This window comes from uncultured Thiocystis sp., assembly GCF_903866365.1.
Classification (GTDB): Bacteria; Pseudomonadota; Gammaproteobacteria; order Chromatiales; family Chromatiaceae; genus Chromatium.
This window is the reverse complement of the sequence record NZ_CAIPNF010000352.1, coordinates 57,057-81,272: the sequence shown is the minus strand read 5'-3', so window position 1 is coordinate 81,272 and position 24,216 is coordinate 57,057. Positions and strand designations below refer to the sequence as shown.

The window sequence follows — 24,216 nt, the reverse complement described above, 5'->3', positions numbered from 1 at the left end:
GCAACCTCGGGTTCATCGGACCTTCCCCTTGAGCAGCGCCTCGGGATGACGCTCCAGATAATCGGCCATCAGCCGCACCGCGCGCGCCGCCGTTGAGACCTCCTGAAACATGCGCCGCATCTCGATCAAGACAGCCGAATTCTCCGACATCGTCGCGCTCGTCGCCTTGAGCGTGGCGGCGGTCTGCTGGAGCGTCACAGCCAGTTCCGGCGCGATCCGGTCGTTGAGCTGCGCGGCGGTCGCGCGCGCACCGGCAAGCGCGCCTTCCAGCTCGACGAGCGTCCGCTTGAGCTGCGGCGAGTTGACCAGCGCATTGGCGCCCGCCGCCGTCTGACTGAGATCCTCGCCGATCTGGTCGAGCGGGAGGCGTTCGAGCTTGTCCAGAATGTTGGTGATCTGGGTCGTCAGCGCCTCCAACGACGCCGGGAGCGTCGGAATCACCCCGTAGTCGCCATACCGCGCGACCAGCGCGGGCTTGGCCTCGGGATAGACATCGAGATCGACATACAGATCTCCGGTCAACAGGCTGCTGGATTTGAGCTGCCCCCGCAACCCGGTCTCGACCAACCGTTCCACCATCCGCTGTCCCTCCAGTTTGCCGGAATCGCCCAGGATCGTGACGCGATCGGGTTCGATCTCGATCAGCACCGGGAGCCGGAATTGCGCGTCCTCGACGCTGAACTGAAGCTGGACATCCAGTACCCGGCCCAGATTGATGCCCTTCAGCAGCACCGGCGCGCCGATGGCGAGCCCGCGCACCGATCCGTCGAAAAAGAGCAGATACCGTTCCTTGCGCGCATAGGTCTTGGCGTAGGCCTCCACGCGACTCGAATACAGCGGGAAATGCCTCGGGTCTTCGCCGGGCGCCAGAGCCTGATCGCTGGCCCCGAGCGGAGTCGCCGCGATGGTTTCGGGGGTATCGAAGGAGATGCCGCCAATCAGCACCGACAGGAGCGAGAGCGTGTCGACCTTGACCCCGGCGGAACTCAGCGAGAAATCGATCCCGCTTGCGTTCCAGAATCGGGTCTGGGGCGACACCAGCGCATCGTGTGGCGAGGAGACGAACACCTCGATGCTCACCGCCCGCCCATCCGGATCCAACGCATAGCCGGCCACCTGCCCGACCTGGATCTGACGGTAATAGACCGGCGAGCCGATGTTGAGCGATCCCAGGGTCGGCGCGCGCAGAACGAACCGCCGGCCCGGCTCCGAGGTCGTGAACAGCGGCGGTTCTTCGAGCCCTTTGAAATCCCGTCTCGGGCGTCCTTCGGTGACCGGATCCAGGGCAATAAAGGCGCCGGACAACAAGGTCTCCAGCCCCGAAATCCCGCTTGCCGAGACGCGCGGACGCTCGACCCAGAAACGCGTGTTCTCGGTCAGAAAATCCGCGAAGACATGCTTGAGTTCGGCGGTGACGATCACGGTCTTGAGGTCTGCGCTGACATCGACGGCGGTGACCTGTCCCACATCGACGTCCTTGAATTTGACCTTGGTCTGCCCGGCGGCGAGCCCCGAGGCGGTCTTGAATTCGATCTGGATGGTCGGTCCCCGTTCCGCGATGGTCTTGACGGCCAGCCAAACGCCGATCGCCACCGCCAGCAACGGAATCAGCCAGACCAGCGAAACGCCGCCGCGTCGGATTACCGCCTCGGGGAGCGGCGCGGACGGCGCGTCAAGGGACGCCTGTCGCGAGGCGGTGGGATCGCTCGGGGTTTTTGACATGCGGTTCCCGCTCCAGGACATCCCAGATCAGTCTGGGATCGAAGGACATGGACGCGAGCATGGTCACGACCACGACCGCGCAAAAGAAGATGGCGCCCGGCTCCGCCTGCACGCTCGCCAGATGTCCCAGCCGCACCAGCGCCACCAGGATGGTGACCACGAAGATATCCACCATCGACCAGCGGCCGATCAGTTCCAGAACACGATAAAGCCGGGTTCGCTCGCGCGGACGCCAAGGCGAGCGCCAGTGCACCGACAGCAGCAGAAAGACCAGGATCAACAGCTTAAGGAGCGGCACGACCACGCTAGCGATGAAGACGACGAGCGCCAGCGGCCACAGACCATAGTCCAGCAGAAAGAGCACGCCGCTGAAAATGGTATCCGATTGCACGTAACCGAGCGAGGTCATCGTCATGATCGGCAGCAGATTGGCCGGGATATAGAACGCGATCGCTGTCCCGACCAGCGCCCAGGTGCGCTGGATGCTTTGAGGTTTGCGACGATGCAGCACATCCAGACAGCGCGGACACCGCAGGCGCCGCAGGTGCCGATCCCGGACGGCATCCGAGCGGTGCATCACCAGTTCGCAGACATCGCAGGCCAGATGATCGTCGCCGGGTCGCACCGGTCGCGAAGGGTCGATGTTCAAAGGCACCCGCGACCACACCAGATCCGGATCCAGGGCCGCCTGAGCCGCCGCCAGCACCAGAATCAGCGCCCCGAAGGCAAAGAGCGAGGCGCCCGGAACGATGGTTGCCATCTCCGACAGCTTCACCACCGAGACCAGAATCCCGAGCATGAAGACATCCATCATGCCCCAGGGCGCCAGGGTCCGTACCCAGCGATAGAGACGCGGCAGCCACGGCGGCATGTGCCCCAGCGCGAGCGGAATCAGCACCGCCAGCAGCAACGCCAACTGCAACCCTGGGGCCAGAATGCTGGTGAAGAGCACCACGGCGGCAATGAACCAGTCGCCGCCCAGGTAGAGATCCGTCACGCCGGTCAGGAGAGTCGTCTGGGTCGACTGTCCCTGCATTTCGAACGACAGGAACGGAAACGCATTGGCGACGATGAACAGCACGAATCCGGCGATCGTCAGCGCCAGGGTGCGGTTCAGGCTATCCGATCGGTCACGATGCAGCACGCAGCCGCAGCGGGCGCACTCCGAGACGCCGCCGGGCGGCAAGGCCGGATTGCGTTGCAGCAGACCGCATTCGAGACATTCGGTCAGGGTGTCCTGAGTCATCCGATGCCATCTCATGCTCGCAAACACGAGCAATGAACGTCTCTCCTCATTCGAGATTAAACAGGCGCCGGTAGTTGTCGCTGGTGATGGACGCAATCTCCAGCGGATCCATACCGCGGATTCCGGCAAGACAGCCCGCAACATGGCCCACATGCCGCGGTTCATTGGATTTGCCGCGATAGGGCACGGGCGCCAGATAGGGCGAGTCGGTTTCGATCAGCAGGCGATCCAGCGGCACCTGACGCGCGACCTCGCGCAACTCAACGGCCGTCTTGAAGGTCAGGATGCCCGAGAAGGAGATATAAAAGCCGAGATCCAGTCCCTGCTTCGCCATCTCCCAGTTCTCGGTGAAACAGTGCAGAACGCCGCCGACCTCGCTTGCCCGTTCTTCCGTCAGGATGCGGATGGTGTCCGCCCGTGCCTCGCGGGTATGGATGATCAGAGGTTTGCCACAGGCGCGCGCGGCGGCGATATGGGTGCGAAAACGCGCCTGTTGCCAGGCTAAATCGCCCTCGCCGCGATAGGCATCGAGCCCCGTCTCGCCAATGGCGACAACGCGGGGATCGGCGGCCAGTTCGACCAATTGCTCGACGCTCGCCTCGGTCCTGGTCTCCTGATTGGGATGCACGCCGACCGAGACCGCGACCCGAGGGAAGGGATCGACCAGTTGGCGCATCGCCGGATACTGCTCAAGGTCGATCGAGACGCACAGCAGTTGGGTCACGCCGGCATCGGCGCAGGCGCCCATCATGCGCGCGAAGTCGCCGTCATAGGGCTTGAGATCCACCCGATCGAGGTGGCAGTGGGAGTCGACGAGCATCGCGGTTCCTGAGTGTGCGCGGTTACACCTAAATCTGGCATTTGGAACCGCAAAGGCGCAAAGGACACGAAGAAAAACAATGGCTTGCAATGCCGCATGACAGTCATCCCTTAGATGACTGTACTCATCGAGGCAAAACATTGAAATCCTTCGTGTTTTGTGTGTCCTTTGCGGTTCGACTGCGCTTTTTAGGTTACATGGTGTGCGTGGGTCGGTCGGAATTGAGCGCACCGGCCAGATAGGTTTCGATCTTGCGGCGCGCACCACCCTTGTCCTGCTCGCTGAACTGGACACCGACGCCAATGGAGCGGTTCCCCTCGGCCCCCGCCGGCGTCACCCAGACCACCTTGCCGGCGACCGGGATGCGGTCGGTCTCTTCCATCAATTGCAACAGCAGAAAGATCTCGTCGCCGAGTTGATAGTTTTTGGTGGTCGGAATGAACAAACCGCCATTCTTGATGTACGGCATGAAGGACATATAGAGCGCGCTCTTGTCCTTGATGGCAAAGCTTAAAATCCGCTGTTGTCCGCCAAGCGATCCAGCGGACGTGGTGGGCGCACTCATCTTCAGGTTCTCCCTTGATCGCGAAGGTGATTCAGCATCGACCATTCGATGGCCAGCGATTCCAACAACAGGAGCGGATTGACATTGGTTTCGGCCTGCGCGCGCCCCTCCAGAACCTGCCGCAGGAAACGATGCCCGGACGCCGAATCGATTTGGCCCGCAAGACGCGCGAAGTCCGCGCGCCGGTCCGGGTTGTCCAGTCTGACCGGTTCGTCGGCGACCATCAGGCGCAGCAGATCGCACAGCCAGCCCGCGAGCCAGTCCAGAATTTGCCGCGCGCCGAGCGTATTCCAGACCGCCGCCTCGCTGACCGGATCGCGGGTTCCCGCCGCGATCGCGAGGAAGCCCGCCAATCGCTGGCGCCGCTGTTCGAGCAGATCGTCATCGAATTCGGCGAGCGCGCGGAGCGGAGCGCCATGCGCCAGCCGCAGCCGCAGCGCCTGATCGCTCTGCGAGGTCTGTTCGCTCAGCCAGGCCAGCGCGTCCGACTCCGTCGGGATCGGCACCTTGATCTGCTGACAGCGACTGCGGACGGTCGCGGGAAGCTGGCCGATTCGCTCGCCGATCAGACAGAGGATGGTCCGTCCGGCGGGCTCTTCGAGGGTCTTGAGCAAGGCATTGGCCGCCGCGGGGTTGAGACGGTCGGCCGGATCGATCAGCGCCACCTTCCAGTCGGCGCGGCTTGGCGTGAGCGATTCGCGCCCCGTGAAGTCGCGGATCGTTCCGATCGTGATCTCGCCGGACTTGGCCTCGGGATCCGGTCCGACCCGGATCAGATCCGGATGGCTCCCGGCGGTCACCAGATGACAATCGGCACAACGTCCGCAGGCCATGCCCTGAGCGTCGCGCTCGCGACACAGGAGCGAACGGGCGAGACGTTCGGCCAGATGGCGTTTGCCAACCCCGCGTGGCCCGCTGATCAGAAAACCATGGGCGAGCCGGTCCGCCGCGCGCGACGCCTGAAGCCGTGACCAGATCTCGGTCAGCCAGGGCAAGGGTGCGTCAGATGCAATCGGGTTGGACACTGTCATGCGTTCGAATCCGCGCCGTGACTGTTCACTGTCAGATCGATGAAGGCGGTTGTCAGTTCACGGACATGATCGGTGACTTCCAGAAGAGGCGCGCTAGCATCGATCACGCGATACCGCGCTGGACAGGCGTATGCGCGTTCGAGGTAGACCGCGCGCGCGGACTCGAAAAAGCGCACCGTCTCCTGCTCGAAGCGGTCCCCCTTGTCTGAACGATTGCGCGCCCGCTCCAGACCCAGGGCCGGCGGCAGATCGAACAACAGGGTCAGATCGGGACGCAGCGACCCCTGCACTAGATGTTCCAGAATCGCGATGCGCGCGGGATCGACCCCGCGACCGCCGCCCTGATAGGCATAGGTTGCGTCCGTGAAACGATCGCTGATCACCCAGATTCCGGACTCCAGGGCCGGGCGGATGGTCCGCTCCAGATGCTCCGCCCGGGCGGCGAACATGAGCAGCAGTTCCGCCGTCTCGCTCATCCCGGTGTTGAGCGGGTCCAGCAGCAAAGCACGCAGCCGCTCGGCGATCGGCGAACCGCCGGGTTCGCGCGTCGTGATCAGGTTCAGGCCGCGCTCGCCCAGCAGTCGGGCCAGTTGATCGACCTGGGTGGACTTGCCAGCGCCCTCGATGCCTTCGAGCGTAATGAAACGCCCGCGTTGCGTGGATTCCATCATCTCAACCGCATCGACTCCAAGATTCATGTCTGTACGCCAGCCCTACCGATCGCTTGACACGACACCCATCGTGACCAAGGCGGCTTAGGAACGGTTCATTAATAAGCTAATTTACTCGTCACTCACGGTTTACCCAGAATATACCGTCGGACAGCTCGATTATGCGCCTCGAGCGTACCCGAAAATTCGTGACTGCCATCGCCCCTCGCGACAAAATAAAGGCTGTCGCCGTCCTGCGGCTGAAGCGCGGCGCGGATCGACTCGCGCCCCGGCAGGGCAATTGGGGTCGGTGGCAGGCCATTGATCGCATAGGTATTATAAGGATTCGCTTCGCGCAGATCGGCACGCCGAAGATTGCCGTCGTAACGCTCGCCCAGGCCATAGATCACCGTCGGATCGGTCTGTAACCGCATGCCTTTCTGGAGCCTGCGCACGAAGACCCCGCCAATTTGCGGACGCTCGGCGGGCACGGCGGTTTCCTTTTCGATGATCGATGCCAGAATCAGGGCCTCGTAGGGCGTGCCAATGGGCAGATCCGGGCGGCGCGTCTGCCATTCTTCCGCCAGCACCCGATCCATGCGTTCCAGCGCGCGACGCAGCACGTCCAGCCCCTTGGTCGTCCCTGGAAAGCGATAGGTATCCGGAAAAAAACGCCCCTCGGGATGCTCTCCGGTCCGCCCGAGTTGGGACATCAAGGCCTGGTCGGTCAGACGAGCGAGCGCATCGCCGCCGAACTGCGGATGGGCGTCGATGGTCGCGAGCGCCTGACGGAAAGTCCAGCCCTCGACCAGCACGATGGAATACTCGATGACCTGACCCGAGGTGATGCGCTGCAGCACCCGCGGCGGGGTCATGTTGGCCGTCAGCTCGAATTCGCCGGCCTTGATGCGCACCTGATCGCCCTGAAGATAGGCCAGAGCGACGAAATACCAAGGATGTCTCAGGATACCCTGGTCGGTCATGCGGCGCGCGAGCGAGCGAAGCGAGGTGCCCTTGGGGATGTCGAGGGTGATGCGCTCGGCTGGCAGCGTGACCGGCGTAATCACGAAGCGGCGATAATCGATTGTCAGGACGGCCAGCAGAGACCCTGCGGCAATCAGGAAAACGAAGAGGCTGGTACGCCAGATCATCGAACGGATCATCCCGATGTTTGAGCGGCCTGCCGGACAGCGTCCAACAGAGGCCATGGCAAACAAATTAGGTTCAGGTGCTTGATCCCGGCCAACGCGGGATTGATGGTGGCGGGAGTGCGGCAGTAACGGACCATGACGCCCTCCTCCCAGGATCCGAACGGAGCGGTATAGGCAACGCATAGGTGAGCAGGATGCGTCGGCGGTTGCGGCGAGTCTGGCGGACGATAGCCTCTGCCTCCGCTACCTCGGGTCAGGATCAGCTTCAGCACGCCGTCATCCAGTCCGCGCGCCGCGTCGGCAATCTCCGTGTGCAGGCGTTCCAGGTCGGGCGATGGCATCCCCAGCCGACCGGCCCCAAACGCAAGTCGGTCGAGACGCCGCTGCCATTGGCAGGGAGCCCCGTCCCGCATCCGGAGGGTCTCGAACAGGCCATCCCCGTACTGCAAACCCTGATCGACGACCTCGATCAGATCCCGACACCGGCCATCGACCAACACCCGCAACGGCCGACCACGCTCAGTGGGAAAGCCCCGCGTCGACACCATTGGCTTGGCGTTTCAATGGGTTAACTGAAACCCGGATCAGGCGCGACGGAAGACCAGCGTCCCGTTCGTGCCGCCAAAACCAAAGGAGTTGGAGAGTGCGATATCCATCTTCATCTCGCGCGCCGTATTCGGCACGCAGTCGAGATCGCAATCCGGATCCGGCGTATGGTAATTGATGGTCGGCGGCGCGACCTGATCGCGTAGCGCCAGAATGGTGAAGATCGCCTCGGCGCCACCGGCCGCGCCCAGCATATGGCCGGTCATGGATTTGGTCGAGCTCACCGCCAGCTTGTAGGCGTACTCGCCAAAGGCGCGCTTGATCGCCCTAGTCTCGGCGATATCGCCCGCCGGAGTCGCGGTGCCATGGGCATTGATATAGTCCACCTGATCCAGATTCAGACCCGCGTCGTTCAGGGCCAGCAACATGCAGTCGCAGGCGCCTTCGCCGGTCTCCGATGGAGCAGTCATGTGATAGGCATCGGAGTTCATGCCGACGCCGACCAGCTCGGCATAGATGTGCGCGCCACGCGCCTTGGCCCGCTCGTAGTCTTCCAGCACCACGACCCCGGCGCCATCGCTGAGCACGAAGCCGTCGCGATCCTTGTCAAAGGGACGGCTGGCCCCCTCGGGATCGTCGTTGCGGGTCGAGAGCGCGCGCGCGGCGGCAAAACCGCCGAGACCGACCGGCGAGGTCGCCATCTCGGCGCCGCCGGCGATCATGACATCCACATAGCCGTGACGAATCATGATGGCCGCCTCGCCGATGTTGTGCGAGCCAGTGCTGCAGGCCGAGACGATGGAGTAATTCGGTCCCTTGAGTCCGAATTTGATGGACAGATTGCCGGCCACCATGTTGATGATGTTGGCCGGAACAAAGAAAGGCGAGATGCGCCGCGGCCCTTTATCCCGATACGCCTGGTAGTTGTTCTCGATGCCGGTGATGCCGCCGATGCCCGAACCGATGGCGACACCGATGCGCCGGCGGTTGGAGTCGTCGATCGTCAGGCCGGAATCCGCGATGGCCTGACAGCCCGCGACCATGCCATAGTGGATGAATTTATCCATCTTCTTGGCTTCTTTTTCCGAGATATATTCGCTCGGATCGAAGCCGTAGATCGGCCCGCCGAAGCGGGTACTGAACGGTTCGATATCGAAGTGGGTAATCGGTTTGATCCCACTCCTGCCGGCCAGGATGCTCTCCCACGAGGACTTGACATCCAGTCCAACCGGAGCCACAAGACCCAGCCCAGTGACGACTACCCTTCTGCCTGCCATTACGTACCTCTATCGTTCAGAACGCCACAGTCGACGCGCCCGAGCCGCGCACCGTGCATCGCACAGCCCCGCGCGGTTCGAAATTTCGACATCAAGCCTGATGCGCGTTGATGTAGTTGATGGCCTGCTGGACCGTGGTGATCTTTTCCGCGTCTTCGTCCGGAATCTCGGTTTCGAACGCCTCCTCGAGCGCCATGACCAATTCCACGGTATCGAGAGAGTCCGCGCCCAGGTCGTCCACGAAAGACGCTTCGGCGGTGACTTCCTCTTCCTTGACACCCAATTGGTCGATCACGATTTTGCGGACTCGATCTTCAACGCTGCTCATAGGAAAGATTCCTCACGGATGAATAAAAAAGGTCCTTGCTGGACCACGCGGTATTCTAGTGACAAACGACGGCCGATGAAAGCTACGATGAACGGCAACCATTCCCGGTCTTATTTCAAGTGACTGATTGAATTCCTTCAACTCACGCCATGTGCATACCGCCATTCACGTGGAGCGTTTCCCCGGTGATATAGGCGCCCGCCGCGGAAGCCAGGAAGACCACCGCGCCGGCGATCTCCTCGGGTTTTCCCAAGCGCCCGAGCGGGATGGCGCCGAGCAGCGTCGCGCGCTGCGCGTCCGGCAGTGCGCGGGTCATATCGGTATCGATGAAGCCCGGCGCGATGCAGTTGACCGTGATCGCACGGGAGCCGACCTCGCGCGCCAGCGCCTTGGTGAAGCCCATCATCCCAGCCTTGGCGGCGGCATAATTGGTCTGACCGGCATTACCCATGGCGCCGACCACCGAGGCGATATTGACGATACGGCCCTTGCGGGCCTTGGTCATGGCACGCAGGCAGCCCTTCGAGAGCCGATAGACCGAACTCAGATTGGTGTCGATCACCGCGTCCCATTCATCGTCTTTCATGCGCATCAGCAGATTGTCGCGGGTGATGCCGGCATTGTTGACCAGGATGGTCGGCGCGCCGAGCTGCTCGGTGACCTGGCTCAGCGCGGCATCCACCGATGCCTGATCCGAGACATTGAGCACCAGACCGATGCCCGGATAGCCGGCATCGCCCAGCGCCTGCGCAATGCCCGCCGCGCCGGCTTCCGTGGTGGCCGTGCCGGCGACCCTGGCGCCCTGCTCGGCCAGCGCCATCAGAATGGCGCGGCCGATGCCGCGCGAGGCGCCGGTGACGAGTGCGATTTCATCGTTCAACATGGGCTGTCATCTCCAGTGCCGCGTCCAGTGTCTTGGGGTCGAAGACCGGCAGCGTTGTCAAGTTGTCGTCGATACGTTTGCAGAGTCCGGTCAGAACCTTGCCTGGACCGCACTCAATGGCCATCGTCGCCCCTTGTGCCGTGACCGAACGAACCGTCTCGACCCAGCGTACGGGGCTGTAAAGCTGCCTGACCAGAAGATCGCGCAGCGCCTCGATACTGTCGGCGGGAGCGACGTTCACGTTATGGATGACCGGAATCGTCGGCAAGGACAGATGCACATCCGCCAGCCGTTGCGCCAAGCGTTCGGCGGCGGGACGCATCAGGTCGCAATGCGAGGGGACGCTGACCGGCAGCGGCAGCGCTTTCTTTGCACCTGCCGCCTTAGCCGCCGCGATGGCGCGGGTGACCGCGGCGGTCTCGCCGGCGATCACCACCTGTCCGGTCGAATTGAAATTGACCGCGGCCAGCACGGCACCCTGCGCCTGTTCCGCGCAGAGCGCGACGACCTGCTCGTCGGTCAGACCGAGCACGGCCGCCATGGCACCCTCGCCCGCTGGAACCGCTTCCTGCATGAAACGAGCGCGGTCGGCGGCCAGACGCACGCCGTCGGCGAATGGCATCGCCTCGGCCGCAACCAGCGCCGCATATTCGCCCAAGCTGTGTCCAGCCATCAGGGTCGCCGGTCGACCGCCCGCCTGCGTCCAGACCCGCCAGACGGCGACCCCGGCAACCAGCATGGCCGGCTGCGTGTTCTCGGTGCGGTCGAGGTCGTCTTTCGGTCCCTGACTGACCAGTTGCCAGAGATTGTGACCAAGCGCCTCGGACGCCTCCTCGAAGGTGTGCAGAACGCCTGGATAAGCGGCGGCGAGCGCATCGAGCATCCCGACAGATTGAGCGCCTTGACCTGGAAAAAAAACAGCGAGCTTCTGTGTCATGAAAAAACGAACCGCTAAAAATCAGTAACGAATCAGCACCGAGCCCCAGGTAAAACCGCCCCCGAAGGCTTCCATCAAGAGCATCTCGCCGCGCTGGATGCGCCCATCGCGCACGGCCTGATCGAAGGCGAGCGGGATAGAGGCGGAGGAGGTGTTGCCATGTTCGGCCACGGTCACTACCACGCGCTCCATCGGAAGATCGAGCTTGCGGGCGGTCGCCTGGATGATGCGGATATTGGCCTGATGCGGAATCAGCCAATCGATGTCGGATTTGCTCAGACCGTTGGCTTCGAGCGTCTCGTCGACGATCCGACCCAGGGTGGTCACGGCGATGCGGAAGACTTCATTGCCCTTCATTTCCATGAAGGCGGCTTCCGGGTGCCCATTGCCATGCCCGCCCGGAACCTGCAGCAGATCCTTATAGGCGCCATCCGCGTGCAGATGGGTTGAAATGATCCCAGGCTCGTCGGCGACACCGAGCACGACCGCGCCCGCACCATCGCCGAACAGCACACAGGTGCCGCGGTCCGTCCAATCGAGCAGACGAGAGATGGTCTCCGACCCCACCACCAGGGCATGTTTCGCGGCCCCGGTGCGGATGAATTTATCGGCGACGTCCATGGCGTAGACAAAACCGGCACAGACGGCCTGCAGATCGAAGGCCGGGCAGCCATGCACATCGAGACGCTGTTGCAGCAGACAGGCGGTACTCGGAAAGAACTGATCGGGAGTGGTCGTCGCGACCAGGATCAGATCCAGATCCGACGCCCGAATCCCCGCCGCTTCCAGCGCCTTGCGCGCGGCGGCCTCGGCCAGATCGCAGCAGGTCTCGCCGTCCGAGACCAGATGGCGCTGCTCGATGCCGGTACGTTCCTGAATCCAGGTGGCGCTGGTATCGACGATCGCTTCCAGATCGGCGTTGGTGACGACGCGCGACGGCAGATGACTGCCCGTCCCGAGCACACGGGAATACTTCATCAGGCCGTTTCCCTGTATTGTTCGCTGCCCAGGTGGAGACCGACCTGTTCGCTGATGCGCCGGGGGATATCTGCGTGGATTTCTTTTTCGGCAATGTAGATCGCATTTTCGAAGGCAAGCACATCCGCGCCGCCATGGCTCTTGATCACAATGCCGCGAAGCCCCAGCAGACTGGCGCCGTTGTAACGACGCGGGTCCATGGTGCGACGAAAGCTCTTGAGGATCGGCATTGCGGCCAGCCCGGCGAGACGGGTAAACCAGGTCCGCTTGAACTGACTGGTCAGCGAATGACGCACGAACTTGGCGACGCCCTCGCTACTCTTGAGTGCGACATTGCCGACAAAGCCGTCCGAGACCACCAGATCCAGATCGCCCAGGAAAATCCCGTCGCCTTCCACGTAGCCGATATAGTTCAGACCGCTGCGTGACAGCAGTTCGTGAGCCTGCTTGACCTGTTCGTTACCCTTAATCTCTTCCTGACCGATATTGAGCAGCGCGACCCGAGGCCGGGCGATACCGTCGACCGCGGAGACCAGCTCGCTACCCATCACCGCGAATTGAAAGAGATGCTCGGCCGTGCAATCCACGTTCGCCCCGAGGTCCAGCATATGCGTGTGACCATGGACGGACGGCACGGCGGTAATGATGGCCGGGCGATTCACGTTCGGGAGCATCTTCAGCACGAAACGCGCGGTCGCCATGAGCGCGCCGGTATTGCCGGCACTGACACAGGCATCGGCCACGCCATCCTTGACCAGATCGATGGCCACCCGCATGGAGGAGTCTTTTTTACCGCGCAGCGCCTTGGACGGCGATTCGTCCATGGCCACTTCCTGCGTCGCCGGATGGATACGGATCCGCTCGCGGGAGGCGCTGCCCAGGTGCTCGTTGATCCGGTCTTCGTTGCCGACCAGAATCAATGCGACCTGCGGATTATCCGCTTGAAACCGCAGCGCCGCCGCAACCACGATCTCCGGGCCATGGTCGCCGCCCATGGCATCCAGCGCAATCGTGCAGGTCGGCGCGGGCCGAGCCTGTTTGTCGCGATGCGAGCTCACAAGACGAACGATGCCAAAGCGACTGAACTCCGTCACTCCGATTTATCCACAACCTTGCGACCACGGTAAAAACCGTCGGGGGAAACATGATGGCGGAGGTGCGTCTCGCCGCTGATGGGGTCGACCGACAGCGTCGGCTTGCTGAGCGCGTCGTGCGAACGGCGCATGCCGCGCTTCGAGGGGGTCTTGCGATTTTGCTGGACAGCCATTTCTAAATCTCCGGGCAGGACACGCGAAGAAAAAGCCGCGTTCGTGCCTACTAAACGTTCATGAAAACGGAATGGTTCTTGTGGTCGAATACCGACGGTAACGCATCGCCAGCGAACCCTATTTCGAATCGCCTCGGTTACGCCTGATCCCAGCCAGTAAAGCGAATGGATGCGTTTCTTCGCGCGACGTGTCGCTACCGGATGCCAAGGCTGTTTCGTTCATCGCCAGATCCGGGGATGCTGGATTCACGTCAACCCCCTCTGTCACCAAAGGTCGACAGAGGCCGTCGCCATGCCTCGGAAACATCGGAATCGCGAGTAAAAGCTCATCCTCGATCACAGCCATGAGATCCATCTGCTCATCCGCCACCAGCAGCGGATCGAGATCTTCCGGAAGTTCGCACGCCATCTGATCGGTCCTGATCAGCGCCAGCCGAAGCAGGACATCGACATCGATCTCGACCTCTCCGAGACAGCGCTGACAAGGCACGCGCAGACATGATCGGATCCGTCCGACCACAAGGGCATGCCCATCGCGCCCGCGCTCGAAGCGCAGATCGCAAACTGCCCGAGCGTGCGGATCGTTCTCGCAGCCGATAAGGATCTTGGCTAGCCGCGGGAATTGACTTAACGCGACCTCACCGGCGAACGAAAGGCCTTTTTTTACCGCACGCCAAGGGTCGAGAGATATAGGTATGTCTTCCGGCATAAGCGCGCAAATTTAACCGATCGACAGCCTCTTCGTCAATTCATCCGATTTTACCAAAGGAAACGGAACCGCTCGGAGCAGCACCCGAGAGAGGCGCGCCTGCGATCATGTTCCCGGCACGACAGTTCCGTTTCAAGCGTCATTGAATTCATCGAGCGTCTGTCCCCTGGAAAGGCCGATCCCACTGACGCGCCGCACTCGGCGTTCCAGCGCATCGCCCAGCACGGCCGGTTCGCGATAGAGCAGCGTGAAGGCGTGTCGCGAACGGGTGATGCCCGTATAGACCAGTTCGCGGGTGAGAACCGGATTAGATGTGTCCGGCAGGATAAGCGCGGTGTGGTCGAATTCCGAGCCCTGCGATTTATGCACCGTCATGGCGAAGACTGTCTCCACCGACTGTAGACGGCTGGGCAGGATCCAGCGGATGCCGCCGGAACCGTCGCCGGCGGGAAAGGCCACGCGCAGCGCGCGACGCCTGCCCCCAACGTCCTGGCCGCCAAGCTCCGCCCCTTCGGCTCCGCTCAGGACAGGCCCTTCGACTCCGCTCAGGACAGGCCCGCGCGGGGCCAGCGGCAGTGCGAGCGTGATGCCGATGTCGCCATTCATCAGGTGCAGGCCATAGTCATTGCGAGTGACCAGCACCGGGCGGCCGGCGAACCAGTGGCGATCCGCGCCCGCCGTCCCGAGAGCGTCGCCCCCACTCAGCAGTCCGGCGTCCTTGAGCACCGCGACGATCCGTCGGTTCAACCCGTCCACGCCCCAGCGCCCCTGACGCAGCGCGGTAAGCAACTGGAATCCTTCCTGCGCCTTGAGGATGTCGCGCGCCCATTGATCCAGCGCGTCGCGGGGGGCGTCGTCGCCCGGATACTCATCGCGCATCCGGATCAGAGAGGCGCGATAGCCGTCGCGGACCAGGGCGGCGAAGTCCGGGCTGTCCGTGTCGCGCAGCCGGATGGCGGCGATCCGGCCGAGATTGCCGTCGCCGAGGCTCGGCTGGCGCTCGAACAGGTTTAGAACGGCGGTCAGACGCGCGGTCGGCGGCGAGCGAGCCGGCGGATCGTCGTTGACCAGCGCGGCGAGCGCCCCGATGCCGCCTTCGGGCTTGAAGCGATAGCTCTTGCGCAGCATGACGATGGCCTGATCCAGCGGCTCGCCGGCGTCGTCGAGGTACGTGTCGGGAATGGTTGCCCCCGTGACCCGGCGCAGCCAGTCACGGGTGTCCGGGCGATAGTGCGCCGCGCGCGCGCGCTGACAGAGATCCCCCAGCACCGCGCCCGCCTCCACCGAGGCCAGTTGGTCCTTGTCGCCCAGCAGGATCAGGCGCGCATCGGGGCGCAGCGCCTCCAGCAGACGGGCCATCATCTCCACGTCCACCATCGAGGCTTCGTCGACCACCACCAGATCGGCCGGGAGCGGATGACCGGCATGATGGCGAAAATGCCGACTGTCCGGTAGCGCGCCGAGCAGCCGGTGCAGGGTCGTCACCTCGGTGGGAATCTCGCGGCGCACCTGTTCGCCATTCGGAACGGCGTCGAGCGGCAGGTCGGCCACCCGCGCGGCGATGGATTCGTTCAGACGCGCGGCGGCCTTGCCGGTGGGCGCGGCCAGACGGATGCGCAGCGGCGGCTGGCCGCGCCCGATGGCCAGCCCTTGCAGCAGCGCCAGCAGACGCACCACGGTGGTGGTCTTGCCGGTGCCGGGACCGCCGGTGACGATGGCGAAGGCGTTGCGGGCCGCCAGCGCGCAGGCGATCTTCTGCCAGTCGCAGGGATCGGACGCCGCGCCCTGGTCGACGACGAACAGCGCATCGAGCAGCGCGCGCAGGTCCGTTTCCGGCAGTTCGAGCCGCTGGTCGAGACGCGCGCCGATCCCGGCGAGGATGCGCGACTCGTCGCGCCAGTAACGCCGGAGATAGAGCAGCGGTCGCTCGGGCGTGCCTTCCAGCACCAGGGGCGATGCCCCGTCGTCGGTGGCGGCGCGGTCGAGCCGGTTGTGGACCGCCGGGCTGCGGCTCAGACGTTCGACCCAGTCGCGTAGGGTCAGTCCGCGCAGGTGGGCGCTCAAGTCGGCGCGCACCTCGGCGGCGGTGTCCGCGTCGTCGCGCAACCGGGTGAGCAGGGCGTCCGGGTGCTGACGGGCGCCGGCAAGATCGAGACAAACATGGCCGTGCCCATTGCGCTCGCTGGTCAGGGCGACAGCGAGCAGCACCGCCGTGTCGGTCTCCGGTCCGTGCCGATGAATGAAACGGGTCAGGGCCAGATCCAGCGCGCGCAACGCGCCGGCATCCACCCAGACGCGCAGACGGGCGAGCAGATCCTCGGCCTCGGCAGGCGCAAACCCTTCGACTCCGCTCAGGGCAAACGGATGGGACGTCAAGGTGTCCATCAGGCCACCTCCCGGCCAGCCGTTGTCTCACCGGCGAACAGCCGGTCCAGCGTCTCGATCAGAATCCGCGGCGGTTTGTCCATGAAAAACCCCTGACTGGCGCTGTAACCGCCGCGCAGAAAGACATAGACCGCTCCGCCGACATGCCGGTCATAGTCGTAATCGGGCAGGCGCGCGCGAAGCTGGCGGTGTAGCGCGAGCAGATAGAGCACGTATTGCAGATCGTAGCGCGCGTTCAGAATGGCCTCGCGCATCGCCTCCGGGGTATAAGCCGCGTCGTCCGACCCCAGCCAGTTGGATTTCCAGTCCGCGACGTAGTAGCGGCCCTGATGCTCGAACACCAGATCGATGAAGCCCTTGAGCATGCCGTTGAGTCGATCGGCGCCGATGCCCGGACGCGAGTGTCCGGCCAGACAGTGCGTCTGGACCAGCCGATCCAGCGTCCGAGTCTGGACGGCGCGACTCTCCAGCCAGAATTCCATCTCGACCTGGATCCGTTCGGGCGCCAGATCGCACAGAGCCAGCGTGGGCGGTTGGCCGGCGGCATCCGGCAGTCCGTCGAGCACCCAGGGCCGCACGAGGAAGTCCTCCAGCCAGGCGTCCAGCGGCGCGATCCAGTCGGTGAGTCCACGCAGATTGCAGCGCTGTCCCAGCATCTCCAGGCGCAGCGTTCGCGCTTTGGCCGTTGCCGCGTAGCCGCGCAGGATCTGCCCCCGGTCGTCGCGCGCGCGCTGGTTCGCGGCCCATTCCAGGATGCCATGCAGAAAGGTTCCCTGACGGCTGCCGCGCGGGAGTGCGTGAAGATGACTGTCCTTCTCGGGCTTTGCCGTTCGCGCCAAACCGACGTCATCCGCGTCGTCTGACCGGATCGACCGCTTGGTTTCTTCCAGGGTGGTTTCCTGCACCGCCGTCTCCACCGACGGCACCAACTCGAATCCCTGCGCCTGATCGGAAGGAAGCGCCGACGCGGCCTCCTCCGACCCCGACGCCTCCCACGCCACGATCCGCAGGGACGAATAACTGGCGATCCACCAGGACGGCGGGCGAGTCTTCGGGGCCCGGCGCGCCGGCTCCAGCGCGACCGCCGATGCCGGGGCCAGTCGCGTGATCGATGGGGATGGCGCCGACTCGATCCGCATCGACGCGCAATCCCCCCGCAGTCGCGCCAGCGCCTCCAGGATGTCCGCCGGGGTCTCGAACGGCTTGCCGCCATTGAGCACATGACCGATGGCCGACTTCTCCAACTGGGACTTTTTCGCGTTGCCGCTTTTGAGCGGCGCGATCCCGAGCCAGAGCGCATGCCGGGCGCGAGTCACGGCGACATAGAGCAGGCGCATATCCTCGCTCAGACGCGCGTCGTCGGCGGCGGCCCACGCCTCGCCGAAACGGGCCTTTGGCGCCAGTTCGAGCAGGGTTCGCGGGCCGGCGCGATAGGGAACCTGCCGGGTATGACCATCCACCGCCCGCCAGGAACAGATGAAGGGCAGCAGGACCAGCGGATATTCCAGACCCTTGGCTTTATGGATGGTGACGATCCGCACCCGTTCGGCATCGCTCTCCAGACGCTGGATAAACTCGTCGCCAGAGGCGCCGACATGCTCGGACAGGTGCCGGATCAGCGCCTGTTCACCGTCGAGCGCGGTCGCCGACTGTTGCAGCCATTCGGCCAGATGCAGCAGATTGGTCAGAATGCGCTCGCCGTTGCCGCGTCCGAGCAGCCGCGCGGGCAACGCGACGTCCTGCATCAGGCGCCGCAGCATGGCAAGCACGCCCTGACGCCGCCAGACCTGCCGATAGCCGCGAAAACGCTCGATCCGCGCTTCCCAGGCCAGTTCGTCGCGTTGCAGTTGCGCGAGCTGTTCCAGCGGCACGGCCAGGGTGTTGGTGCCGAGCGCCGCGCGCACCAGAGTCTCGTCGGTGGGCGCGGCGCAGGCCCGCAGCCAATGCAGCAGATCGCCCGCCTCCTGGGTCTGAAAGACCGACTCCCGATCCGAAAGATAGACGCTGTGAATGCGACGAGCCGCCAGCGCCTCGCGCATCGCGGCCGCTTCCGTGCCGGTGCGCACCAGGATGGCGATGTCCTGCGGGCACAGGGGTTGCCAAACCGCGTCAACAAGCCCCTCTCCCCTGGGGGAGAGGGGTTGGGGTGAGGGGGATGACGCGAAACCGGCCTTGCCCTCCCGCGCCTGCTGCAACCAAATCACGAGCCGGGTCGCCGTCGCCTCGGCCATCCGCCGACGATAATCGTCGGGCGAAATCGGATCGGTGCCACTCTCAAGGTCGATGTCCAGGGTCCAGAAGGTCAGCGCGGTCGCCGCCTGGCCATCCAGGATCAGGCGCTCGGCGCGGCCACTGGCCTCGACGACCTGATAGGGAATCGGATGCTCGGTGTCGGTCTTGAAACGGAAGGCGCCGCGCGCCTGCGTCTCCGCCTGCTCAAACAGCCGGTTGCAGGCGTCCACCATGGACTCGGTCGAACGGTAATTGACGCCCAGCGTGTAGTGTCGGCCTTCGGTTGCCCGGCGGGCATCGAGATAGGTATGGATGTCGGCCCCGCGGAAGCCATAGATCGCCTGCTTGGGGTCGCCGATCATGATCAGCGCGACGTCCTCGGGCGTCTCGGCCACTTGGTAAATGCGGTCGAAGATGCGGTACTGGACCGGGTCCGTATCCTGGAATTCGTCGATCAGGGCCACCGGAAACTGGCGGCGGATAGTCTCGGCCAGACGTTGCGCGTGACCGCCATCCCCTGCCCCGCCCCCGGCCCCGCTGGGACTCAGTGCCGCGTCAAGCTGACGCAGCAGGTCATCGAATCCCATCTCGGCCTGGACGAGCAGACGGCGTTCCAGTTCGCGTCCGACCCAGCGCGCGGCATGGGCGATCAGACAGGCCTCGAAGGACGGTTCCGGCTCCTCCGGCAGAGACGGTTTGGCGCCCGCCGCCTGCCAGTCGGCGAGCGCCTGGAAAGCTGGATGCGTCATTTCGGTCGTGACTTTCGCGGTCTTCTTGAACTTGAATGCGCCCTGGACAAAGCTCTTGAGCTTCGTCGGCGCCGCGCCGCCCTCGGACCAGGCGGCAATCTCGGCGAGCAAGTCGTCGAAGGGCTCCGCATGCGTGCTCCCGTGTGTGGTCCCATTGAGATGAGGACGCAACTCCCGCAGATGCGTTTCGAGCGTCGCGCGGTGCGCGCGCCACAGATCCCGGGCCGCCTGCTCCAGGACCGCGCGTTCCGCGTCCAGACGTTGACGTTCGGCTTCCGCGCCCTCCTTCGCGTTCAACCACTGACACTGGCGGGTCAGCGGCGCATCGAGCGAATCGACGCGCAGCGGCTCGCCCTTGTAGGACAGAACGGCTTCCCGGCGCTGGAGCCAGGTGGCGAGCTTGTCGCGCAGGGCATCGGGTGACTTGACGACGTCCAGGACGCAGCGCACCTGCGCCGGCGGCAGCGGGTAGAAATGGACGCGCCAGTAATCGCGTGTCACCTCGGCCAGCAGATCGGTCTGATCGGTGACCAGTTCGCGCTCGAACAGACCGCGCGTGTCGAAGGCATGCTCCTGAAGCATGCGGTAGCACCAGCCATGAATGGTCGAGATCATCGCCTCGTCCATCCATTCGGCGGCCAGACGCAGCCGGCGCGCGCAGCCAGGCCAGTCTTGCGGCGCGTAGGTCGCGCGCAGATCGTGCAGGGGATTACTCCCCTCTCCCTTAGGGGAGAGGGGTTGGGGGTGAGGGGGCGCGGCCTCGAAACACACCGCCGCCTCGACCAGACGCTGCCGAATCCGGTCGCGCAATTCCTTCGTGGCCGCGTCCGTGAAGGTGACGACCAGAATCTCGGGCGGCATCAACGGACGGTCGAAGGCCATCCCTTCCCCGCCGTGCCCAAGCACCAAACGGGTATAGAGCAGGGCCAGCGTAAAGGTCTTGCCGGTGCCGGCGCTGGCCTCGACGAGTCGACTGCCCCGGAGCGGAAAGGCGAGCGGATCGAGCCTTTGGCTCATGATGACGGTCCCTCTTGATCCAGACAATGGAGAAACAGCGGCCGGTAAAGCCGGTCGATCAGCGGCTCGAAACCCGCGTCCGCGCTGAGTTGCGCATAGGTCGGCCAGAAGCGGGCGTAACCGGGATGGTCTTCCCGCTCGCCGGCGCGGTTGAAGCCACCCTCGTAGGTCGAAAACGGACAACTCTTACCACCCTCGCGCGCCCGCAGCACCGCGAAGCCGGTCTTGCAGGCCAACGGCGGCAAGGTCGTCAGCCCCTCCAGAGACGACTCCAGAAGCTGGGTCAGCAGGTCGCGCGCGGACTCGGCGTCCAGCGGCTGTAGCCTGAAATCGGTGTCCGGTCCGAGAAGATGCGTCGTGACCGGACCCTCAAGCTGGGCGGCCAGATGGAGTGGCCACTGTCGCGCCAGGTGATACCACTTCAAGTCTTTACCCTCATGCAATCGGCTGGCCTGCAAATGCAGCCGCACGCGGTTGCCCGCGTCGTCCTGGCGCAGATCGTTCAGGCTGTCCTCCAGGACGATGCCGGTCGAGGCCAGCCGGATCGTCCGGACGGGACAGGCCAGCGGATACTGTTGCAGAAGCGACCGATAGGTCTCGACCGGCGCTTCCAGATCCTTGACCAGCGAATCGGTCCAGACGCCATCGAAGGGCGGCAGGGGCAGACGCCCGGCGCGCGCGAGCTGCCGGATCGTCGCGCGCAGACAGGCTTGCGGATCGGCATCGGGCTGCTGGGCCAGGGTGTGTTCCACCGACTGGACCATGACGTTACGCATGTCCCAGCTCCCGAAGCCGTCGAAATCGAACACCTCGTCATCCTCGACGGCATCCGCGTCCTCGGTGAGATAGAGCGCGAGGCGCCGGGTATAAAACGTCCTGACCGGATGACGCAGAAAGCCCCCCAGCGCGGACAGTCGAACGGGGGCATCCAGTTCGGGCGGGGCGAGCGTCGGCGGGGTCTCCGGGGTTGTGTCAGACGAAGCCGAAGGATCGAGATCGTGATCCCGATGCACCGCCCGCCATTCGCGCGCGTAGGTAAAGAGACGCGGCGGACGCTCCGGCTGAAAATAGCGGCGGCTGAAGGGCTGTAACGGATGCTCGGTGGTCAGCGCGTCGAGGAGCGTCGCGCCGGGCTCGGGGTTGGCCAGCCGCCAGCCGGCGGCGAGATGATCGCGCAACTGACCGACCAGCACCGAGGGCGGACGGACCGAGTTGTCCCGAATCCCGCGCCCCACCCAACTGATGACCAGCCGCTCGCGCGCCGACAACAGCGCCTCCAGGAAGAGATAACGGTCGTCCTCGCGGCGCGAGCGGTCGCCCGGTCGATAGTCGTTCGCCATCAGATCGAAATCGGCCGGACGGCGGTTGCGTGGATAGTCGCCGTCGTTCATGCCCAACAGCCAGATCTGACGAAAAGGGATGGCGCGCATCGGCATCAGGGTCGCGAAATTCACCGCGCCGGCCAGAAAGCGCTGGGTCAGGGTCGGCTCGTCGAGCGCGGACAGCAGCGCGTCGCGCACCACCTCCAGCGGCAGGGTCTCCGCGCGCGCGCCGCCCCGCCGACAGTCCAGCGCCCAGCGATCCAGCGCCTGCTGGACCTGGGCAATGGCGAGCAGATCGGCCTCGCCGTCCGCCGCAAAGGCGTCATCGAGCAGTTCGCCGATCAGCGCCGTCCAGGCGTCCGGCGCGCGCGGGATCTGGAGTTGGTGCCAATAGCGTTCCAGCGTCTCCAGTAACTGCACCAGCGGACCGACCAGCGCCGCTTCGAGACCGCCGATCTCGTCATAGGGCTCGATCGTCTGCCAGGGACCGCTCCGCCCCGTGGCGAAGCCGAGCAGCATGCGTTGCAGACCGAAGCCCCAGGTATTTTGCGTCAGCCCGGCGGGCAACCCGAGACTGGCACGCTGCGGCGCATCCAGCCCCCAGCGGATGTTGGCGCCGCCGATCCACTGGCGCAGCCGGGGCAGATCGACCTCGTCGATGCCGAAGCGCTCGCGCAGGGCCGGAAGATCGAGGAGATCCAACAGCTCGCTGACGGCAAAGCGCGAGCGCGGTAGATTGAGCAGGGTCTCCAGCCCGATCAAGAGCGGATTGCGATGACGCTGCCCCTGATCCGAGAGATGAAACGGGATGTGGCGCGGATCGTCCGGCGCCAGACGCCCGAAGACCGCCTCGATATGCGGGGCATAGGGATCGATGTCCGGAACCATGATCAGCACGTCGCGCGGGTGCAGCGGATCGCCGGCCTGGGCCGCCTGCTCGAAGGCGTCCAGCAATTGGTCGTGAAGGATTTCGACCTCGCGCTGCGGACCGTGGGCGATCAGGAATTCGAGACTGCGATCGGTCCGGGGATCGATGGCCGTGGCCAACGCCTGACGCTCGTGCAACGGGCGCAGTTCCAGGATGTCATCTTGTAACTGTTGCAGCAGCGTGGCTTCGCCGAGGGATTCGTCAGGGGATGCGATGGGAGACTCAAACAGATCGATGTCCATGCTCGCGGCCTGAAAATGCCCCTCGTAGTCCTCGCGCCGGTCGTGCTCGTCGAGCAGCCGGATATAGTCCCTGCCCTGCTTGCCCCAGGCCGCCAGCAGCGGATGACCGTGCAGATGGAGCTGGGTCTCGTCGACATCACTCGGCACCTTACGGGCGGCATAACGCCGATACTCGCGCCGGAACAACTCCCGACCCTCGACGATGTCGCCCCAGTAATGCCGGCTGGGGTTGTGCACGAACAGCATCACCTGCGAGAAGGGCGCGATGGCCTCCAATACTTCCAGCGACTGGCGCGGCAGCGAGGAGATGCCGAAGACGATGACCCGCCGGGGCAGGCGGTCCTGGGTGGCGTCCAACAGCGCGTCCGGATGGGTCTTGGCCCGCTCCAGGAAGGCGCGATGAATCTCGGCGCGACTGGCATGGCCGAACGCACCCGCGGCGGCGCCCGCCTCCCCCGCGACATCCCGCAGCAGACAGCGCCAGAGGGCCGGCTGCCAGCGCTGCGCGTCGGGCAGCGGCTCGCGGCGACCGTCCGGCCGGATCAGGACATCCTCGCCGGCCTGCCAGGCGGCCAGCCAGTCGGCCCGATAGACCTGATACTGATCGAAGAGATCGGCGAGACGCAGGGCCAGTTGATGCCGACGACGCGGGTCGGCGTCGCCGTCGAGAAATCCCAGGATTGGCGCCAGACAGTCGGGATTCGGCAGTTGAGCGGCCAAGCCATCCCTTCGACTCCGCTCAGGACGGACGAGATCGCCCAGCAGTCGATGCAGCCGCCAGCTCATGGGCGCCTTGTCGAAAGCGGAACGCTCCGGCAGATCGCCAAGCACGCGGCGATACGCCTGCCAGATGAAACGCCCCGGCAGGGTCACCTCCAGCGCGGCGGCTATCCCGCAGCCGCCCGTGAGCGCGTCCTCGGGATTCGCGGCCAGGGCCAGCTTGAGCCATTGAGCGATGCCGTTGCTCTGCACCAGCACCACCTCGTTCTCCAGCGGATGCAGCGGATGCCGCCGCATCCAGGCGACCATGAGCCCGCGCAACGCCTCCAGGCGGTTGCCCTGGATCAGCATAAAACCGGTTGGCCAGTCTCCGCTGCCCGCGACTTTCCGAGCGTCCATCACTCACTCCGTTCGAAGAACCATGATCCCGAGCGCGCATTTGAACCGCAAAGACGCCAGGAACACAAAGGATTTCAGTGCGCGCCGCGCGGCCAGACGATGACGCCGCTAC

At 64.6% G+C, this 24,216-nt stretch carries 19 protein-coding genes; all 19 read right to left on the bottom strand.

All coding sequences use genetic code 11. From position 1 onward, the window contains the following. Window positions 1-12: 12 nt before the first annotated feature. Window positions 13-1,722, bottom strand: a complete 1,710-nt coding sequence (locus tag QZY07_RS19975) for an MlaD family protein (protein WP_295406417.1) — start codon at window positions 1,720-1,722, stop codon at window positions 13-15. After that, on the bottom strand, window positions 1,673-2,968 hold the full coding sequence (locus QZY07_RS19970; RefSeq protein WP_295406415.1) for a paraquat-inducible protein A: 1,296 nt from the start codon (window positions 2,966-2,968) through the stop codon (window positions 1,673-1,675). The genes QZY07_RS19975 and QZY07_RS19970 overlap by 50 nt, the downstream gene beginning before the upstream one ends. 46 nt (window positions 2,969-3,014) lie before the next feature. Beyond that, window positions 3,015-3,788 (bottom strand): TatD family hydrolase, encoded by a 774-nt coding sequence (locus QZY07_RS19965; RefSeq protein WP_295406413.1) that lies wholly within the window; start codon window positions 3,786-3,788, stop codon window positions 3,015-3,017. 193 nt (window positions 3,789-3,981) lie between these two features. Next, complete coding sequence (locus tag QZY07_RS19960) at window positions 3,982-4,353, bottom strand: PilZ domain-containing protein (RefSeq protein ID WP_295406411.1); 372 nt, start codon at window positions 4,351-4,353, stop codon at window positions 3,982-3,984. Window positions 4,354-4,355: 2 nt separating this feature from the next. Continuing rightward, complete coding sequence (gene holB / locus QZY07_RS19955) at window positions 4,356-5,384, bottom strand: DNA polymerase III subunit delta' (RefSeq protein ID WP_295406409.1); 1,029 nt, start codon at window positions 5,382-5,384, stop codon at window positions 4,356-4,358. Beyond that, entirely contained in the window at window positions 5,381-6,082 is a 702-nt protein-coding gene (gene tmk, locus QZY07_RS19950) for a dTMP kinase (RefSeq protein ID WP_295406407.1), read from the bottom strand. The genes holB and tmk overlap by 4 nt, the downstream gene beginning before the upstream one ends. 95 nt (window positions 6,083-6,177) lie before the next feature. Beyond that, window positions 6,178-7,185, bottom strand: coding sequence for an endolytic transglycosylase MltG (mltG, locus tag QZY07_RS19945; RefSeq protein WP_295406405.1), 1,008 nt, complete (start codon window positions 7,183-7,185; stop codon window positions 6,178-6,180). A gap of 8 nt (window positions 7,186-7,193) precedes the next feature. Next, complete coding sequence (locus tag QZY07_RS19940; protein ID WP_295406403.1) at window positions 7,194-7,733, bottom strand: aminotransferase class IV; 540 nt, start codon at window positions 7,731-7,733, stop codon at window positions 7,194-7,196. Window positions 7,734-7,769: 36 nt separating this feature from the next. Continuing rightward, window positions 7,770-9,008, bottom strand: coding sequence for a beta-ketoacyl-ACP synthase II (fabF, locus tag QZY07_RS19935; RefSeq protein ID WP_295406401.1), 1,239 nt, complete (start codon window positions 9,006-9,008; stop codon window positions 7,770-7,772). Window positions 9,009-9,099: 91 nt separating this feature from the next. Continuing rightward, a complete protein-coding gene (gene acpP, locus QZY07_RS19930) occupies window positions 9,100-9,336 on the bottom strand; it encodes an acyl carrier protein (RefSeq protein WP_295406399.1) in 237 nt (78 codons plus the stop codon). 142 nt (window positions 9,337-9,478) lie between these two features. Beyond that, complete coding sequence (gene fabG, locus QZY07_RS19925; RefSeq protein WP_295406397.1) at window positions 9,479-10,219, bottom strand: 3-oxoacyl-ACP reductase FabG; 741 nt, start codon at window positions 10,217-10,219, stop codon at window positions 9,479-9,481. Then, window positions 10,206-11,156: an ACP S-malonyltransferase gene (gene fabD / locus QZY07_RS19920; protein WP_295406395.1), complete on the bottom strand. Its 951-nt coding sequence runs from the start codon at window positions 11,154-11,156 to the stop codon at window positions 10,206-10,208. Before fabD ends, fabG begins: the two co-directional genes overlap by 14 nt. Before the next feature lie 21 nt (window positions 11,157-11,177). Continuing rightward, a complete protein-coding gene (locus tag QZY07_RS19915) occupies window positions 11,178-12,134 on the bottom strand; it encodes a beta-ketoacyl-ACP synthase III (RefSeq protein WP_295406392.1) in 957 nt (318 codons plus the stop codon). Beyond that, window positions 12,134-13,192, bottom strand: coding sequence for a phosphate acyltransferase PlsX (gene plsX / locus QZY07_RS19910; RefSeq protein ID WP_363184555.1), 1,059 nt, complete (start codon window positions 13,190-13,192; stop codon window positions 12,134-12,136). Before plsX ends, QZY07_RS19915 begins: the two co-directional genes overlap by 1 nt. A gap of 32 nt (window positions 13,193-13,224) precedes the next feature. After that, window positions 13,225-13,401: a 50S ribosomal protein L32 gene (gene rpmF, locus QZY07_RS19905; protein WP_295406390.1), complete on the bottom strand. Its 177-nt coding sequence runs from the start codon at window positions 13,399-13,401 to the stop codon at window positions 13,225-13,227. Between the two features lie 118 nt (window positions 13,402-13,519). Then, a complete protein-coding gene (locus QZY07_RS19900) occupies window positions 13,520-14,110 on the bottom strand; it encodes a YceD family protein (protein ID WP_295406388.1) in 591 nt (196 codons plus the stop codon). Window positions 14,111-14,242: 132 nt separating this feature from the next. Then, window positions 14,243-16,495: an exodeoxyribonuclease V subunit alpha gene (gene recD, locus QZY07_RS19895; protein ID WP_295406386.1), complete on the bottom strand. Its 2,253-nt coding sequence runs from the start codon at window positions 16,493-16,495 to the stop codon at window positions 14,243-14,245. Next, window positions 16,495-20,493, bottom strand: a complete 3,999-nt coding sequence (recB, locus tag QZY07_RS19890; protein WP_295406384.1) for an exodeoxyribonuclease V subunit beta — start codon at window positions 20,491-20,493, stop codon at window positions 16,495-16,497. The genes recD and recB overlap by 1 nt, the downstream gene beginning before the upstream one ends. Continuing rightward, window positions 20,490-24,104, bottom strand: coding sequence for an exodeoxyribonuclease V subunit gamma (recC, locus tag QZY07_RS19885; RefSeq protein ID WP_295406382.1), 3,615 nt, complete (start codon window positions 24,102-24,104; stop codon window positions 20,490-20,492). Before recC ends, recB begins: the two co-directional genes overlap by 4 nt. Window positions 24,105-24,216 lie beyond the last annotated feature (112 nt).

Coding starts and splice junctions, on each gene's coding strand:
- QZY07_RS19975 (WP_295406417.1), bottom strand. CDS start 1,722: ATGTCAAAAACCCCGAGCGATCCCACCGCCTCGCGACAGGCGTCCCTT.
- QZY07_RS19970 (WP_295406415.1), bottom strand. CDS start 2,968: ATGACTCAGGACACCCTGACCGAATGTCTCGAATGCGGTCTGCTGCAA.
- QZY07_RS19965 (WP_295406413.1), bottom strand. CDS start 3,788: ATGCTCGTCGACTCCCACTGCCACCTCGATCGGGTGGATCTCAAGCCC.
- QZY07_RS19960 (WP_295406411.1), bottom strand. CDS start 4,353: ATGAGTGCGCCCACCACGTCCGCTGGATCGCTTGGCGGACAACAGCGG.
- holB (WP_295406409.1), bottom strand. CDS start 5,384: ATGACAGTGTCCAACCCGATTGCATCTGACGCACCCTTGCCCTGGCTG.
- tmk (WP_295406407.1), bottom strand. CDS start 6,082: ATGAATCTTGGAGTCGATGCGGTTGAGATGATGGAATCCACGCAACGC.
- mltG (WP_295406405.1), bottom strand. CDS start 7,185: ATGATCTGGCGTACCAGCCTCTTCGTTTTCCTGATTGCCGCAGGGTCT.
- QZY07_RS19940 (WP_295406403.1), bottom strand. CDS start 7,733: ATGGTGTCGACGCGGGGCTTTCCCACTGAGCGTGGTCGGCCGTTGCGG.
- fabF (WP_295406401.1), bottom strand. CDS start 9,008: ATGGCAGGCAGAAGGGTAGTCGTCACTGGGCTGGGTCTTGTGGCTCCG.
- acpP (WP_295406399.1), bottom strand. CDS start 9,336: ATGAGCAGCGTTGAAGATCGAGTCCGCAAAATCGTGATCGACCAATTG.
- fabG (WP_295406397.1), bottom strand. CDS start 10,219: ATGTTGAACGATGAAATCGCACTCGTCACCGGCGCCTCGCGCGGCATC.
- fabD (WP_295406395.1), bottom strand. CDS start 11,156: ATGACACAGAAGCTCGCTGTTTTTTTTCCAGGTCAAGGCGCTCAATCT.
- QZY07_RS19915 (WP_295406392.1), bottom strand. CDS start 12,134: ATGAAGTATTCCCGTGTGCTCGGGACGGGCAGTCATCTGCCGTCGCGC.
- rpmF (WP_295406390.1), bottom strand. CDS start 13,401: ATGGCTGTCCAGCAAAATCGCAAGACCCCCTCGAAGCGCGGCATGCGC.
- QZY07_RS19900 (WP_295406388.1), bottom strand. CDS start 14,110: ATGCCGGAAGACATACCTATATCTCTCGACCCTTGGCGTGCGGTAAAA.
- recD (WP_295406386.1), bottom strand. CDS start 16,495: ATGGACACCTTGACGTCCCATCCGTTTGCCCTGAGCGGAGTCGAAGGG.
- recB (WP_295406384.1), bottom strand. CDS start 20,493: ATGAGCCAAAGGCTCGATCCGCTCGCCTTTCCGCTCCGGGGCAGTCGA.
- recC (WP_295406382.1), bottom strand. CDS start 24,104: ATGGACGCTCGGAAAGTCGCGGGCAGCGGAGACTGGCCAACCGGTTTT.